Here is a 15,219-nt window from a genome sequence, read left to right as displayed (position 1 = left end):
GCACCGAGCCGGGTGTCAGCCAAGAACAGCCGGCGGGCGCCGGGGTGTCGGGTGAGTCGCGGCCGGGCTCAGGCCGAGACTGAGCGCGCGCCGGGTGCGAGCCGCGCCCCCACAGGCGCGGCTCGCGGTCCCGGCTGACGGGGCCTACGCGTTGTCGTTCTTGATTTCGTTGACGAGGGCCTCGCGGTCGTCGTCGCCGAAGGTGTGCTTCTGGCGGTCTGCGTCCACCAGCTCGTACAGGATGCTCTGGGTCTTCTCCACCTGGGGGAGGTCCGTGAACTGGACCTGGCCGCGCTCGCCGGCCGACTCGATGGTCAGCGTGCCGCAGCCCAGCATGCGCTCGAAGAGCGTGTGCGAGAACGATACGTCGTTGACCCGGCCCAGCGGGATGTCACGACCGCTGCGCGAGAACACGCCGCTGCGCACGATGACCCGCTCGTTCGTGAACACGTAGTGAGTCGTGCGCCACTTGATCCAGGGCCACACCGTGACGACGATGACCACGACCAGCGCCACCGCTGCGACGATCAGGACGCCGATGCCGGACAGGCCGGTGAAGATGCCGACCGCGGCGACCACGGCCGCGGCCAGCACGAACCAGACCACCGGCAGGAACAGCGCTTTCCAGTGGGGGTGCAGGTGCAGCACCACCTGCTCGTCCTTGGTGAGGACGCTTTCCGGGAACCCCACGCCAACCTCCTCGTTCATGAATGTCGGACGTGAGGCTAGACCCTCCGGACACCGAGGGGCACTCCGCTACCCGGCCCTATCTGCCCCTGAATCTGGCCTGACGTGCACGACGTCGCCCGCGGCCACCGCACGAACCACGCCCAAAGCGTCGGTGACCTGCAATCTTCCATCATCGTCGATCCCGGTCGCGATGCCCGTCAAGGAGGTGCCGCCGGGGAGGGTCGCGTTGACGCGGCGGCCGATGGTGCCGCAGTGGAAGAGGTAGGCCTCGCGGAGGCCCGACGCGGAGGGGTCGCCGGCGGCGTCGCACCACTGGCGGTACACCTCCTGGAAGGATCGCAGCAATGCGCGCAGGAGCGGATCGCGGTCGGCGCTCGCGGCGCCCGCCAGCGCGAGCGACGTGGCGTGGGGGCGCGGGAGCTCGTGCTCACGGAGCGTGGTGTTGAGGCCGATCCCGATGACGACGGCGTCACCGACGCCCTCGGCGAGGATGCCGGCGGTCTTGCGGTCGCCCTGGAGCAGCAGGTCGTTGGGCCATTTCAGGTAGGCGTCGAGGCGGGCCACGCGCCGGACCGACTCGGCGAGCGCGACGCCGGCCAGCAGCGGCAGCCAGCCGAGGCGGGACGGCGGCACCGGCGGCCGGAGCAGGATGCTCAGCGCGAGGCCGGCCCGCGGGGGCGACTCCCACTGGCGCCCCAGGCGGCCGCGGCCGGCCGTCTGGCGCTCGGCCACGAGGACCAGGCCCTCCGGGGCGCCTTCCGACGCCAGGGCCGCGACGTCGGCGTTCGTCGAGCCGGTCTCCTCGACCACGCGGAGATCGGTCCAGAATCCGCCCGGAACGACCAGCGCGCGGCGCAGCGCGAGGGGCCGCAGCGGCGGGCGCTCCAGGTCGGTGTAAATGTTCACAGCCCGACCCTAGTTCGGCTGCGATTACGATGCCCAGCGTGACCATCAAGCACGCGGACATCCACACCACGGCCGGAAAGCTCGCCGATCTGGAGCGCCGCACCGAGGAGGCGGTGCACGCCGGCTCGGCGCGGGCGGTCGAGAAGCAGCACTCGCGGGGCAAGAAGACCGCGCGTGAGCGAATCGAGCTGCTGCTCGACGAGGGGTCGTTCGTGGAGCTCGACGAGCTCGCGCGGCACCGGTCGACCAACTTCGGGCTGGAGGAGACGCGGCCGTACGGCGACGGCGTCGTCACCGGCTACGGGACCGTCGACGGCCGGCAGGTGTGCGTGTTCGCGCAGGACTTCACGGTCTTCGGCGGCAGCCTCGGCGAGGTGTTCGGCGAGAAGATCGTCAAGCTCATGGACCTCGCCATGAAGATCGGGTGCCCGGTCGTCGGGATCAACGACTCCGGCGGCGCGCGCATCCAGGAGGGCGTCGTCTCGCTGGGCCTCTACGGCGAGATCTTCTTCCGCAACGTGCGCGCGTCCGGCGTGATCCCGCAGATCTCGCTGATCATGGGCCCGTGCGCCGGCGGCGCGGTGTACTCGCCCGCGGTCACCGACTTCACCGTGATGGTCGACCAGACCTCGCACATGTTCATCACCGGCCCCGACGTGATCAAGACGGTGACCGGCGAGGACGTCGGCTTCGAGGAGCTCGGCGGCGCCCGGACGCACAACACGAAGTCGGGCAACGCGCACTACCTGGCCTCGGACGAGGACGACGCGATCGAGTACGTGAAGGCGCTGCTGTCGTACCTGCCGTCGAACAACCTCGACGATGCGCCCGTCACCGAACATGCCGAGCCCGAGCTGCCGGCCGACAGGCTCGACTCGATCATCCCCGACTCGGCGAACCAGCCGTACGACATGCACGGCGTCATCGAGGCGGTCGTCGAGGACTTCCTGGAGGTCCAGCCGCTGTTCGCGCAGAACATCATCGTCGGCTTCGGCCGCGTGGAGGGCCACCCGGTCGGGGTCGTCGCCAACCAGCCGATGCACTTCGCCGGATGCCTCGACATCGACGCCTCGGAGAAGGCGGCGCGGTTCGTGCGAACCTGCGACGCGTTCAACATCCCGATCCTGACGTTCGTCGACGTCCCGGGCTTCCTCCCCGGCGCCAGCCAGGAGTGGGACGGGATCATCCGGCGGGGCGCCAAGCTGATCTACGCATATGCCGAGGCCACGGTACCGAAGGTCACCGTCATCACGCGCAAGGCGTACGGCGGCGCGTACGACGTCATGGGCTCCAAGCACCTCGGCGCCGACCTCAACTTCGCGTGGCCGACGGCGCAGATCGCGGTCATGGGCGCGCAGGGCGCGGTCAACATCCTCTACCGGCAGGAGCTGCGCGACGCGGCCGACCCGACGGCGCTGCGGGCCGAGCTGATCCAGCAGTACGAGGACACGCTGGCCAACCCGTACGTCGCGGCCGAGCGCGGCTACGTCGACGGGGTCATCGCGCCGTCGACGACGCGCGTGGAGATCGTGCGGGCGCTGCGCCTGCTGCGCACGAAGCGGGAGACGCTGCCGCCGAAGAAGCACGGCAACATCCCGCTGTAGGGCCGATCAGGCCGGCTTCGGGCGGAACGACACGCGGATGATGCCGTACATCGTGGTCACCGGCTCGCTGTCCCACATCGAGTCGGGGACCTCCCAGTAGAGGGCGTGCCCGAGGTCGGGCCGGACCCGGCAGCCCAGGTTGGACACGCGCATCCGGCCGCCCTGGGAGCTGTCATACCGCCACTGCCAGTCCGCGCACAGGCCGTGGTAGTTGGTGACGGGGTCGATCCCGATCCGCTCGTAGTTGGGATACATGCCGCTGCGGAGGCGGGACCGCTCCTGCTGCTGCCAGTCGGCCACCGCGTCGGGGGGCGGGGTGAACGTGGTGTCGACGCCCATGCGCATCCGCGGATCGGTGTTGCTCTGGAAGTACACCATCGACTTGGAAGACTCGTGCGGCTTCTTGATCCAGCCGTCCGGGACGGCCACCCGCCAGCCCCAGGCGGGATCGGTCTCGTAGTGATACCCCGGCGGCAGCTGCATGACGTCGGTGCCGAACGACCCCTGCACCTGCGGCGACGCAGAAACGGTGGGAGAAGGCGAACCGGCGGCGGCGCTGGTGGGCCGGGCGGCCTGACCGGTCGCGGGAGCCTCCACGGGTGGCGGCGTGGTGTCCCGGTCGGACAGGACGATGACCGCCACGACGGCGAGGACGACCGCGGCGGCCGCGGCCGCGATCCACTTCCAGCGCTGACCGGGCGGCACCGTGGCGTCGTCGTCGTCCGGCGCGACGTCGAGCGGCCGGGGCGGGTCGACGACCGCGCTGCCCCGGGCGCGGCCGAGGAACTCGATGCGCGCCTCGAACGGCCCCGGGGAGTTCTCCGACGCGCCGCCCGGCGGCACGCTGACCGGCGCGACCGACCCGGCGCTGCGCGAGGTGCGGATGCCCGACGAACCGGAGTGCCCCTCGCGGGACCGCCGGGGCCGGGGCAGCGCCGGCAGCGACCAGGAGAAGCCGCGCCCCTCCCCCGCGGCGGCGCGCTGCAGCAGCCGCTCCGTCTCGGCCACGCCGGCGCGCGCCCGCGGGTCCTTGCGCAGCAGGGCGTTGAGCACCGGCTTCATCACGCCGGCCCGGGTGGCCGGGTCCGGCTCCTCGGTCGCGAGCGCGGTCAGCGTCGCGTACGTCGTCGAGCGCGCGTAGGGCGAGCGCCCCTCGACGGCCGCGTAGAGCGTGGCGCCGAGCGACCACATGTCCGACTCCGGCCCGGAGGTGCCCTCGCGGGCACGTTCGGGCGAGATGTACTGCGGGGAGCCCAGAATCAGCCCCGGCCGCGTCACGGCGCCGTCGCCGCCCTCGAACACGGCCAGCCCGAAGTCGGTCAGCACGACCCGCCCGGTGTCGGCCAGCAGCACGTTGCCCGGCTTGACGTCGCGGTGCAGCACCCCGGCGGCGTGGGCGGCGCGCAGCGCGCTGAGCACCGCGAGCCCGATCTGCGCGACCCGCTCCGGCGGCAGCGGCCCCTCGTCGGTGATCACCTGGTGCAGGGACCGCGACGGCACATATTCCATGACGATCCAGGGCGCCTGCTCGGTCTGGATCACGTCGTAGATCCGCACGACGTTGGGGTCGTTGAGCCGCGCCGCGGCCCGAGCCTCCCGCAGCGTGCGCAGGCGCAGCTCGTCACGCTCCTCGGCGGTCAGCACCTCGGGCGGGATGACCTCCTTGATCGCGACGTCGCGGCGGAGCATCTCGTCGCGGGCCAGCCAGACCCGGCCCATGCCGCCCGCACCGAGCGACTCGATCAGTCGATACCGCTCGGCGATCAGGGCTTTGGACTGGGTCATCACCTAGCAAGTTACCCAACGGTGGCACCTCAGAGACAGCCCGGCTCCGCCCTCGATCACTCTTCCCGGTACGACCTCGATCGCAACACCATGATCAATAGGATGAGGAGGCCGATACCGACCAGCCCGGCGCCGATCAGGGCCACCGGCAGGACCCGGAAGGTGTCCAGGACCTTCTGCTGGGTGGGCACCTCGCCGGTCGCCGTGAACGTGACGGTGACCACGACCGTGTACAGCTCGACGTCGCCGCCGACGTCGAGGGTCGCCGGGATGGACAGCGGCGCGTTGCCCGGCGCCGGGTCGAGCGAGGCGCTCACCGACACCGCGGCGTCCTTGGCCACCGGTGTCTCCGGTCTGGCGATCGTGCACCTCGTCGGGGCGAGGAAGCCGAGCGGCTCGGGCAGCGACGCCTCGCTGTTGTCGTCGCCGCCGAGCACCGCGCGGCCGGTCGAGCCGTCCTCGCAGCTGAGGTCGAGGACCACGGCGCCGTCGCGGCCGTCGACGTTGCCGGCGAAGCGGACGGTCACCTGCAGCCGCTGGGCGGACTCGAACAGGTACGTCGCCGTGCACTTCGCGGCGGACTCGGCGGGCGTCAGCGGTACCACGTCCGCACCCACGTTGGGCGTCTCCTGGGACCTGCCCGGATCGCACGCGAAGGAGCTGAGCTTCCACCGGCCGTCCACTGTGGAGACGGGCGGGATCGGGGTCACCAGGTAGTCGCCGAACGGCAGGGCCTGCGGCACGTCACCCTGCGCGATGGCGGCGACGCCCAGGCCGGTCGTGGTGGCCACGCCCGACCAGCCCGGCACGCCCTGATCGAGCGGCGTCACCGCGAACGAGGCCGCGCCGGTGCCGCCGATCGTCACCCCGCGCAGTTCCAGGCCGCCGACCTTCCGGCCGACGCGCAGCGTGCAGTCGGTCGGGGCGCCCGCGGCGACCATCACGGTCACCGTCATGCCCTCCGGCTTGAGCTCGGTCTGGCCGCACGCGGTGCCGGTCAGGCTCCACGACGACGCGTCGCCGGCCGGAGCGGTGACGGTCACCGGGTACGCCCCCGGCGGCAGGGCGCTCAGGTCGGCACCGGTCGCCACGGCCGCGGAGCCGTCGCCCGCCGGGTTCGCGGTGAGCGACCGCGGTCCGCCGTCGCCGCCGACCGACAGGCCGAACTGGCCGCCGGCGTTGTCGCTGAACACCCGCAGGGTCAGCCCGGGCGGCGCGGTGGGCGGCGCGTAGGTGAACGTGCAGATCACCGTCTCGCCCGCGCTGAGCGTGACGGTGGCGGTGCCGGTCGGCAGGTCGGTCGTGGTCAGGCTGCGCCCGGCGCCGCTCTTCGTGCACGAGACGTCGGCCAGCGTCCAGTCGGCCGGGGTGCGCGACACGATCGTGTTCGGCGCGCCGCCCGCGCTGCGCACGAACGTGGCGTCGGACACGGCGTCGACCGTGATCCGCTTGTCGGCGTTGTAGCTGGGACTCGCGTCGAACGCGAAGCGCTGCGGATAGCCCGGGGGCTGGGTCGTGCGGGCCCGCACCACGAGGCCGGCGGTCGGCTGGGCGCCCTTGACGTAGTACCCGTAGCAGAAGACGTGCCGGGTGCCGGCCGGGAAGCCGATCCACTGGACGTTGCCGCCGCCGTGCCCGTCGGCCGCGCAGCGCAGGGCACCGAACCCGTAGCCGGGCACCGAACCGGCGAGCAGCGGGTCGCCCGGCGTGCCGCCCTGCACCCACAGCTGGTGGCGCGCGGCCGCCTTGGCCTGCTCGTCGCTGAGCTGCAGGGTCACCGCCCCGTCGACGGTCTTGTCGGTCTTCTGGCCCATGGGGTCGAGCAGCGGCACCCCGGCCGCGGTGGCGCCGGATCCGGCGGGCGCCCCGGTGACCGCGGAATAGGCGCCCTTCTTCTCGTGGCCGCTGCCGAGCGAGAACTGCCAGCCGTTGAGGGGCACGCACCCGCCGCCGTTGACGGCCTCGACGGAGGGGTCGACCGCCTGGCCGTCACGGTAGGCGTTGGCGCGGCCGGGCAGCGCCGCCGCCTCCACGTGGTCGTCGCGGACCCGGTTGCCCATCACGGATGCGTAGTTGTCGCAGCCCCGCGCGACGAACGTGACGAGGTAGTGCAGCGACGCGGAGATCGACACGGGTGACTCGCCTTCACGCGCATATGACGGCGTTTTCGGCAGCAGTACTGCGAGCAGCACGGCCGCCAACGCCGCCGACGTGGCGCGAATCCGGACGTTTGTCAATGCGCCCCCCAAAATCGCCATCGACTCCCGTTCCATCCGAGTATGCGCCGCTCAGGTGTGCGTATGCTCGCAGGACGACAACGTTTCGTGAACTTGTCCGGGAGGATCACGTGTCGGAGGAACCGCTGTTCAAGGTCGTTCGCGGCACGCCGACCGCCGAGGAGGTCGCGGCGATCGTGGGCGCTCTGTTCAGCCTGACTCCGGCCGCTCCGCCGGCTCGTCCGGCCCGGTCCCGGTGGCGCGAGAGCGCCCGGCCGGGTGCCCGCCCTCGCTGGCGCTAGCCACCCGGCCCGCGCCGGCTGCTCCGCCGGCGCTTCCGAGGTCCGGGCCCGCTCCCGCCCCGGCGTCCTCGCCGCCCGCGGTCCGGCGGCGCGGGATCGCGATCGGGGGCAGCGTCGGCCAGCGGCGGGCCTCACGGTCGGCCAGCAGGCGCTCGGCCTCGGCCAGCGACGGCAGCTCGGCGACCAGCTGCTGCCCGCAGGAGCGGCACATCAGCGCGCCGCTCGGGACGCGGTCGTAGCAGAACGGGCAGGGACGCGTGTCCAGCGACCGTCCACGCTCGACGCCGATCCAGGTCATGAACTTGATGATCACGAACAGTGCGACCGCGAGCAGGACGAACTGCAGCAGGTCGTTGAGGAACACGCCGTACTTGAGCGGCGTATGGTGCACGTTCACCTGCAGCTTCTGGAAGTCGGGCTCGCCCACCACGGCGGCGACGAGCTGCAGGAACAGGTTCGTGACGAACGACTGGATGAGCGTGGCGAAGGCCGACCCGATGATGAAACCGAGCGCCAGGTCCAGGACCGAGCCGCCGATCGCGATCGCCTTGAACTCCGCCCACAGCTTCCGCATGGCCGCGATGGTAAGGCTAGCGTTCTACCCGTGAAGACCTTCATTCTCGCCTCGGCCAGCCCGGCCCGCCGCCGCCTGCTCACCTCCGCCGGCCTGTCGCCGCAGGTCATCGTCAGCGGCGTCGACGAGTCGGCGGTGGAGGCGGGCGACGCGGCCACCCTCGCCGGCACGCTCGCCGGGCTGAAGGCGCGGGCGGTGGCGGCGACGCTGTCGGCCGGGCACGCCGGCGGGCCGTCGGCAGGCGACGGCGCGCTCGTGCTCGGCTGCGACTCGGTGCTCGCGTTCGACGGCGAGATCCTCGGCAAGCCGGTCGACGCGGACGACGCCACCCGCCGCTGGAAGGCGATGCGGGGGCGGTCGGGGGTGCTGTACACCGGGCACTGCCTCATCGACACCGCCACCGGCAAGGAGGCGACGGCCACGGTCGCCACCACGGTCCACTTCGCCGAGCCGTCGGACGACGAGATCGCCGCCTACGTGGCGTCGGGCGAGCCGCTGCAGGTGGCCGGGGCGTTCACGATCGACGGCCTGGGCGGGCTGTTCGTGAGGGGTATCGAGGGCGATCACACCAACGTCGTCGGGCTCTCGCTGCCCACGCTGCGAAACCTGCTCGCCTCACTCGGGGTGCCCGTCACCTCGCTCTGGTAGGCATGGACCTATGACCAAGCAGACGCTTCCGCTGACGGTGGAGCTCCAGCAGTACGTCGTGGCCAACGGCAGCGAGCCGGACGAGCTCGTGCGCGACCTCATCGACGAGACGGAGCGCGTCCTGCCGCTCGACGCCGGGATGCAGGTGGCGCCCGAGCAGGCGGCCTTCCTCACCCTGCTGACCCGGATCGCGGGGGTACGGCGGGCGGTCGAGATCGGCACCTTCACCGGCCTGTCGTCGATCGCCATCGCACGCGGGCTGGCCGACGGCGGCCGGCTGATCTGCTTCGACGTCTCCGACGAGTTCACGAGCATCGCCCGGCGCTACTGGCAGCGCGCCGGCCTCACCGACCGCGTCGAGCTGCGCCTGGGCCCGGCGGCCGAGACCCTGGCGACGCTGCCGGCCGAGCCACACCTCGACCTGGCGTTCATCGACGCCGACAAGACGGGCTACCTGGGCTACTGGGAGGCGCTGGTACCGCGGATGGTGCCGGGCGGCCTGATCCTGGTCGACAACGTGCTGCGGCACGGGCACATCATCGACGCCGAGCCGGCCGACCCGGGGACGCGCGCGATGCAGGAGTTCAACCGCCGAGTGCTGGACGACGAGCGGGTGGAGTCGGTGCTGCTGCCGATCGCCGACGGTCTGACGATCGCCCGCCGCCGCTAGGCGGCCGGGTCACGTAGTCGAGCCGGGCGATCGCAGCCGCGGCCACCGCGACGAACACCGGCACCAGCAGGAACGCGGAGTGCGGGCCGACCGCGTCGGCCAGCGCACCGAGGGCGAACGGGGCCACGGCGAACGAGATGCCGACCGCGAACGAGGCCCGGGCCGCCGCGAGGTCGGGCTGGCCGTCGGAGTGCGCGAGCGCGAGGCCGATGCCGAGCGGGTAGTGCAGCCCGACGCCCAGCCCGCAGGCGAACAGCCCGCCCATCGCCAGCCACGGCACGGTCGCGCTCCAGAAGATCGCGAACCCGGCCAGGCTCACCCCGAGCGCGACGAGCAGCATGCGGGTCGGGCGGAACACGAGCAGCAGCCGGCCGCCGATCAGGCGGCCGGCCACCATGCCGGCGATGAGCGTCGAGACCGCCGCGGTCGCCACGCCCGGCGAGACGTTGGCGTGGTCGCGCAGCACGTCGCTGCCCCAGAGCGTGAGGCAGACCTCGATCGAGCCGGTGGCGAAGAGGCTGGCGAAGGCGAGCCAGTACGTGCGCGGGAGCGGCCGGTCCGGGCCGTGCGCGTTCGCCTGGGCCGCGATCGGCTCCGGAATCCGGATCCGGGCGAGGAACGCGAGCAGGACCACCGGGCCGACCATGAGCACCAGGCCGGTCCGCCAGCCCAGCCCGGCGCCGAACGTGAGGCCGACGATCAGCGGCGCGATCAGGCCGACGCCGGCCGCGGCCGCGTTCGCCTCGCTGATCGCGGCCGGAGCCGAGGGGCCGTGGTGCTCGGTGAGCGCGGAGTTGATCCCGTTGACCGCCAGGGACCCGCCGAAGGAGCCGAGCGTGGCGAAGGTCAGGGTCAGCGCGAGGTGGTGGGCGGTGAACATGCCGACCGCGGCCGCGCTGACCAGGCCTAGGCCGGTCCAGACCAGCCGGTGCCGGCCGAGGCGGCGGGTCAGGGCCGGGATCACCGCGCCGCCGACGATGCCGCCGACGGCGAAGCCGGTGCCGTGCAGGCCGGCGAGGGTGCTGGAGATGTGCAGCTCGTCGCGCAGCAGCGGGGCCACCGGGCCGAAGCCGTAGAGGAAATAGCACCAGAGGGCCAGCTGGAGGTAGATCACCCAGGTGATGCGGTCACGGACGAGACGAGGCACTGACTGACGGTGTCACGGCCCCTCCCGTGGTGGAAGGGGCCGTGAGAGTGACGGCCATTACCGGTACAGCTAGCGGATGCCCTTGGCGAACGCCCGGGACGCCCAGACCACCGTGATGATGGTCAGGCCGCCGATGACGACCGCGGCCTGCCACACCGAGTTGGCGCCCGGGTCGCCGGCGAAGAGCGCCCGCACGCCGTCGACGGCCCACGCGAACGGGTTCCAGTCGGCGACCGTCTTGAGCCACTTCGGCGCGAACGTCAGCGGCAGCAGGATGCCGGCCGTGAGCAGCAGCGGCTGCGAGATCGTGTTGAGCAGCGGGGCCAGCGCGTCCTCGCTGCGCAGCTTGAGCGAGATCGCGTAGGAGAACGCGGACAGCATCAGCGAGACGACCGCCATGAGCGCGAACGCCGCGATCACGTCGAGCACCGCCACCTTCAGCCCGAACGCCACCGCGATGAGCACGATGAGCAGGGCCTGGAACAGCAGCGAGACGACGTCGCGCAGGGACCGGCCGACCAGCAGCGCGAGCCGGCTGACCGGGGTGACCCGGCTGCGCTCGATGACCCCGGCCCGCAGCTCGGCGATGAGGCCGAAGCCGGTGAACAGGGAGCCGAACATCGCGAGCAGGACCAGCAGGCCGGGGACGAACAGCTTGTAGGCCTCGGCGTTGGTCTGCACGCCCAGCGCGGGCTTGAGCAGCGGCGCGAACAGCAGCAGGTAGAACAGCGGCTGGATGACCCCGACGATCAGCCAGACCGGGTTGCGGAGCATCAGCTGCATCTGGCGCTGGAACACCAGCCAGGTGTCGCGAAGGAACTTCACGTCAGGACTCCCTCAGGGAACGGCCGGTCTTGATCAGGAACACGTCGTCGAGGCTGGGCCGGTGCAGCTCCATCGAGCCGAGCGTGACGCCCGCGTGGTCGAGCAGGCGCAGGATGTGCGGGATGGCGACGGAGCCCTCGTCGACGTAGAGGCGCAGCTCCCCGTTCTTCTGCTCGAGGCTGCGCACGTAGTCCTGGTTCTGCAGCAGGTCGGCGGCGAAGCTCACGGACCCGTTGACCCCGACGGTCACGACGTCGCCGGCCACCTCGCGCTTGAGCGCGTCGACGGTGCCCTCGGTGACGATCTCGCCGTTGTCCATGATCGCGATGCGGTCGCAGAGCGCGTCGGCCTCGTCGAGGTAGTGCGTGGTGATGAAGACCGTCATGCCCTCCTCGCGGAGGCGGCGGACCTCGTCCCACATGTGGGCGCGGCTCTGCGGGTCGAGCCCGGTGGTCGGCTCGTCGAGAAAGACGATCTTCGGCTCGTGGATGATGCCGAGCGCGATGTCGACCCGGCGGCGCTGGCCGCCCGAATAGGTCTTGGTGCGGCGGTCGGCATACTCGCTCAGCTGGAACGCGTGCAGCGCCCGCTCCGCGCGCCGCTGGGCCTCGGCCTTGCCGATGCCGTAGAAGCGGGCCTGCAGCACCAGCTCCTCGCGGGCGGTGCTCTCGTCCCACGTGCTGCCACCCTGGGCGACGTAGCCGATCCGCCGGCGCACCTCGCCCGGCTCCTTCAGCAGGTCGGCGCCGGCGATGCTGGCCTCGCCGCCGTCGGGCTCGATGAGCGTCGCCAGCATGCGCAGCGTGGTGGTCTTGCCGGCGCCGTTGGGCCCGAGGAATCCGAAGATCTCCCCCTCCTTGACGGAGAGGTCCACCCCGCGAACTGCCTCGACCACCTTCGTCTCGCGGCCGGCTCGGGAACGGAACGACTTCCGCAGGCCCTTCGTTTCGATCATGACGGTCCCCTGTCCTCGTCTCAGCAGGAAGACCGTAACGCGATATAGCTGGCGCGGTCAAGTTTGAATATATCGCGTATTACTCGTCCTCATCGACGGGCTCGCCGAACTGCTCCCGGATGGCCTTGCGCCACTCCTCGGGCGAGGCGTCCGGGCGCTCGCTGAAGTGGTCGCCCTCACCGGCCTCGATGCGGCCGGCGACGTCGTGGCACCAGCGGGCCTCGACCTCGCAGCGCAGCGTCGTCAGCTCGAGCTGCCAGGAGACGTGCGCCGGCTTGCTGGCGGCCCAGTCGTCGCCGGCATCGCGGTACGCCGCGACCCACCCCTCCAGGAGCCGGGCCCGGGCCCGCAGGGCGCCGGCCGCCTCGGCCCGCGGCAGGGAGGGCAGGAACGCGAACGCGGCCAGGAAGGGGTCGACCGGCTCCTGGTACTCCCACCAGTACTTGCGCAGCAGTGACTGGTACTCCGCGTCACCATCCTTGGTCATCCGGTACCGCGTGCGGGCCGGCCGGTTGTCCACCCGCTCGGTGTCGACCTCCTCCAGGAGGCCCTCCTCGGTCATCTTGCGCAGCGCGTGATAGATCGACCCGGGCTGGACATTGGCCCAGCTCTCCACGTTCCAGCTGGTCAGCTCCTTGCGGATGTCGTAGCCGTGGACGGGCTGGAGGTACGAGATCAGCCCCATGATCATCAAACGCGTAGTAGACACGACACAAGCGTAATAGGAAAACTTGACTAACGGCTTGGAGTGATTTTCTTGGCAACGGTGAGTGTCGGACCGTTGGCTTAGACTGCGCCGGAGGGTCCACCCAAGGGAGCGTTCAGCGTGCGCAAGGTTCTCATCGCCAACCGTGGCGAGATCGCGGTCCGCGTCATCCGAGCCTGCCGCGACGCCGGGCTGGCGAGCGTGGCCGTGTATGCGGACTCCGACCGCGACGCGCTGCACGTGCGCCTGGCCGACGAGGCCTATGCCCTCGGCGGTGACACGGCCGCCGACTCCTACCTGCGCATCGACAAGCTGGTCGACGTCTGCCGCCAGGCGGGAGCCGACGCGGTGCACCCGGGGTATGGCTTCCTCTCGGAGAACGCGGACTTCGCGCAGGCGGTCATCGACGCCGGGATCACCTGGATCGGGCCGACCCCGCAGGCGATCCGCGACCTCGGCGACAAGGTCACGGCGCGGCACATCGCCCAGCGGGCCGGCGCGCCGCTGGTGCCGGGCACGCCCGACCCGGTGCGCGACGCGGCCGAGATCGTCGCGTTCGCCGAGCAGCACGGGCTGCCGGTGGCCATCAAGGCCGCGTTCGGCGGCGGCGGGCGCGGCCTCAAGGTCGCCCGCACGATCGAGGAGATCCCGGCCCTGTTCGAGTCGGCCACCCGCGAGGCCGTCGCGGCGTTCGGCCGTGGGGAGTGCTTCGTCGAGCGATACCTCGACCAGCCCCGCCACGTCGAGGCCCAGGTCCTCGCCGACCAGCACGGCAACGTCGTGGTCATGGGCACGCGCGACTGCTCGCTGCAGCGCCGCCACCAGAAGCTCGTCGAGGAGGCGCCCGCCCCGTTCCTCACCGACGCCCAGCGCGCCCAGATCCACGAGTCGGCCAAGGCCATCTGCAAGGAGGCCGGCTACCACGGGGCGGGCACGGTCGAGTATCTCGTCGGCAACGACGGCACCATCTCCTTCCTGGAGGTCAACACCCGCCTGCAGGTGGAGCACCCGGTCACCGAGGAGACGGCGGGCGTCGACCTCGTCCGCGAGCAGTTCCGCATCGCCGACGGCGAGAAGCTGCGGTTCGACGCCGACCCCACCCCGCGCGGCCACGCCATCGAGTTCCGCATCAACGGCGAGGACCCGGGCCGCAACTTCCTCCCCGCCCCGGGCACGGTGACCACGCTGACCCTCCCGACCGGCCCGGGCATCCGCGTCGACACCGGCATCGAGTCGGGCAGCGTCATCGGCGGCAACTTCGACTCCCTGCTGGCCAAGGTGATCATCGTCGGCGAGACCCGCGAGCAGGCCGTCGAGCGCGCCCGCCGCGCCCTGGACGAGATGGTCGTCGACGGCATGGCCACCGCCCTGCCCTTCCACCGCGCAGTCCTGCGCGACCCGGCCTTCACCGACGAGCCGTTCCACGTCCACACCCGCTGGATCGAGACCGAGTGGGTCAACGAGGTCCCGCCGTTCACCGCCACCGCCGCCCCGGCCGCCGACACCCCCACCCCGTCGACGGTGGTGGTCGAGGTCGGCGGCAAGCGCCTGGAGGTGGTCTTCCCGGGCGGCCTGCCGTCGGCCGGCCCGTCCTCGCCCGCGGCCGCCCCCGCCGCGGCCCGCCGCCGCACAACGGGCAAGCAGCAGTCCGGCGCCGCGAGCGGCGACGCCCTGACCAGCCCGATGCAGGGCACGATCGTGAAGATCGCCGTGGCCGAGGGCGACACGGTCGCCGAGGGCGACCTGGTCGTGGTCCTGGAGGCGATGAAGATGGAGCAGCCGCTGAACGCCCACAAGGCGGGCGTGGTGACCGGCCTCCAGGCCAAGGTGGGCGAGGTAGTCTCGTCCGGCGCCGTGATCGCCGAGCTCAAGTAGCCCGCCGCCCCGGCAACTCCGGCTCACACGACGCAACCCGCAGCCACGGCCAGCAGCGGGTGCTCCGCGCTCGGCTCAGCAGCCACGGCCCACGTTCGGCCGACAATCGCCGCCCGCACCGGGCCAGCGCCCGCCGCCCGGGCCTGCGCATCCACCCGCCGCGCACTCCGGCCCACGAAGCCCGGACCGCGCAGCCAGCCCCGCGCAGCCCAACCGCCCGCGCACTCCGCCGCCGCGCGGCCTAATCCCGCGCGGGCCGCGTGGAGTCCGCCGCCCGCGGCGCTCGGGGGCCGGCCGTAACCCCCAAGGGCTTTTT

General features: G+C 71.9%; 14 protein-coding genes. 5 read left to right on the top strand and 9 right to left on the bottom strand.

Annotated elements, in window-relative coordinates; translation table 11 throughout:
• Window positions 1–144: 144 nt before the first annotated feature.
• Together IEZ31_RS18370 and IEZ31_RS18365 are read right to left on the bottom strand one after the other, a co-directional pair.
• Window positions 145–690: a PH domain-containing protein gene (locus IEZ31_RS18370; protein ID WP_190251108.1), complete on the bottom strand. Its 546-nt coding sequence runs from the start codon at window positions 688–690 to the stop codon at window positions 145–147.
• Window positions 691–756: 66 nt separating this feature from the next.
• Window positions 757–1,596, bottom strand: a complete 840-nt coding sequence (locus IEZ31_RS18365) for a biotin--[acetyl-CoA-carboxylase] ligase (protein ID WP_190251107.1) — start codon at window positions 1,594–1,596, stop codon at window positions 757–759.
• Between the two features lie 29 nt (window positions 1,597–1,625).
• On the opposite strand from IEZ31_RS18365, the gene IEZ31_RS18360 reads away from it, so the two are divergent.
• Complete coding sequence (locus tag IEZ31_RS18360) at window positions 1,626–3,200, top strand: acyl-CoA carboxylase subunit beta (RefSeq protein ID WP_190251106.1); 1,575 nt, start codon at window positions 1,626–1,628, stop codon at window positions 3,198–3,200.
• Window positions 3,201–3,206: 6 nt separating this feature from the next.
• On the opposite strand, the gene IEZ31_RS18355 is transcribed toward IEZ31_RS18360, so the two are convergent.
• Window positions 3,207–4,985 carry a serine/threonine-protein kinase gene (locus tag IEZ31_RS18355; protein WP_190251105.1) on the bottom strand — a complete coding sequence of 593 codons (1,779 nt, stop codon included), beginning with the start codon at window positions 4,983–4,985 and terminating at the stop codon, window positions 3,207–3,209.
• 56 nt (window positions 4,986–5,041) lie between these two features.
• Window positions 5,042–7,117, bottom strand: coding sequence for a prealbumin-like fold domain-containing protein (locus IEZ31_RS18350; protein ID WP_190251104.1), 2,076 nt, complete (start codon window positions 7,115–7,117; stop codon window positions 5,042–5,044).
• A 23-nt stretch (window positions 7,118–7,140) separates the two neighbouring features.
• On the opposite strand from IEZ31_RS18350, the gene IEZ31_RS58875 reads away from it, so the two are divergent.
• Window positions 7,141–7,503: an acyl-CoA carboxylase subunit epsilon gene (locus IEZ31_RS58875; protein ID WP_308429406.1), complete on the top strand. Its 363-nt coding sequence runs from the start codon at window positions 7,141–7,143 to the stop codon at window positions 7,501–7,503.
• On the opposite strand, the gene mscL is transcribed toward IEZ31_RS58875, so the two are convergent.
• Entirely contained in the window at window positions 7,412–8,077 is a 666-nt protein-coding gene (mscL, locus tag IEZ31_RS58870) for a large conductance mechanosensitive channel protein MscL (RefSeq protein WP_190251103.1), read from the bottom strand. The two genes, IEZ31_RS58875 and mscL, sit on opposite strands and share 92 nt — an antisense overlap.
• Window positions 8,078–8,107: 30 nt before the next feature.
• On the opposite strand from mscL, the gene IEZ31_RS18335 reads away from it, so the two are divergent.
• Both IEZ31_RS18335 and IEZ31_RS18330 read left to right on the top strand, forming a co-directional pair.
• Window positions 8,108–8,725 (top strand): Maf family protein, encoded by a 618-nt coding sequence (locus IEZ31_RS18335; RefSeq protein ID WP_190251102.1) that lies wholly within the window; start codon window positions 8,108–8,110, stop codon window positions 8,723–8,725.
• A gap of 10 nt (window positions 8,726–8,735) precedes the next feature.
• The gene (locus IEZ31_RS18330; RefSeq protein ID WP_190251101.1) at window positions 8,736–9,395 is read left to right on the top strand and encodes an O-methyltransferase; all 660 of its coding nucleotides are present in this window, start codon (window positions 8,736–8,738) and stop codon (window positions 9,393–9,395) included.
• Here the strand turns inward: IEZ31_RS18330 and IEZ31_RS18325 are convergent.
• From IEZ31_RS18325 to IEZ31_RS18310, 4 genes are all read right to left on the bottom strand, one after another.
• Window positions 9,310–10,542 carry an MFS transporter gene (locus IEZ31_RS18325; RefSeq protein ID WP_190251100.1) on the bottom strand — a complete coding sequence of 411 codons (1,233 nt, stop codon included), beginning with the start codon at window positions 10,540–10,542 and terminating at the stop codon, window positions 9,310–9,312. The genes IEZ31_RS18330 and IEZ31_RS18325 overlap by 86 nt on opposite strands.
• A 69-nt stretch (window positions 10,543–10,611) precedes the next feature.
• Window positions 10,612–11,367: an ABC transporter permease gene (locus IEZ31_RS18320; protein ID WP_190251099.1), complete on the bottom strand. Its 756-nt coding sequence runs from the start codon at window positions 11,365–11,367 to the stop codon at window positions 10,612–10,614.
• A 1-nt stretch (window position 11,368) separates the two neighbouring features.
• The gene (locus IEZ31_RS18315) at window positions 11,369–12,322 is read right to left on the bottom strand and encodes an ATP-binding cassette domain-containing protein (RefSeq protein WP_190251098.1); all 954 of its coding nucleotides are present in this window, start codon (window positions 12,320–12,322) and stop codon (window positions 11,369–11,371) included.
• 79 nt (window positions 12,323–12,401) lie between these two features.
• Window positions 12,402–13,031, bottom strand: a complete 630-nt coding sequence (locus IEZ31_RS18310; RefSeq protein WP_229835392.1) for a PadR family transcriptional regulator — start codon at window positions 13,029–13,031, stop codon at window positions 12,402–12,404.
• Between the two features lie 117 nt (window positions 13,032–13,148).
• On the opposite strand from IEZ31_RS18310, the gene IEZ31_RS18305 reads away from it, so the two are divergent.
• Complete coding sequence (locus IEZ31_RS18305) at window positions 13,149–14,903, top strand: acetyl/propionyl/methylcrotonyl-CoA carboxylase subunit alpha (protein WP_190251097.1); 1,755 nt, start codon at window positions 13,149–13,151, stop codon at window positions 14,901–14,903.
• Window positions 14,904–15,219: the final 316 nt, after the last annotated feature.

It is taken from the genome of Dactylosporangium sucinum (assembly GCF_014647515.1).
Classification (GTDB): Bacteria; Actinomycetota; Actinomycetes; order Mycobacteriales; family Micromonosporaceae; genus Dactylosporangium; species Dactylosporangium sucinum.
This window is presented reverse-complemented; position numbering and strand designations above follow the sequence as displayed.

Excerpts from the sequence above, each read along its gene's own strand:
- IEZ31_RS18330 (WP_190251101.1), top strand. The coding sequence starts at position 8,736 with ATGACCAAGCAGACGCTTCCGCTGACGGTGGAGCTCCAGCAGTACGTC.
- IEZ31_RS18315 (WP_190251098.1), bottom strand. The coding sequence starts at position 12,322 with ATGATCGAAACGAAGGGCCTGCGGAAGTCGTTCCGTTCCCGAGCCGGC.
- IEZ31_RS58875 (WP_308429406.1), top strand. The coding sequence starts at position 7,141 with ATGACGGCGTTTTCGGCAGCAGTACTGCGAGCAGCACGGCCGCCAACG.
- IEZ31_RS18360 (WP_190251106.1), top strand. The coding sequence starts at position 1,626 with ATGCCCAGCGTGACCATCAAGCACGCGGACATCCACACCACGGCCGGA.
- mscL (WP_190251103.1), bottom strand. The coding sequence starts at position 8,077 with ATGCGGAAGCTGTGGGCGGAGTTCAAGGCGATCGCGATCGGCGGCTCG.
- IEZ31_RS18355 (WP_190251105.1), bottom strand. The coding sequence starts at position 4,985 with ATGACCCAGTCCAAAGCCCTGATCGCCGAGCGGTATCGACTGATCGAG.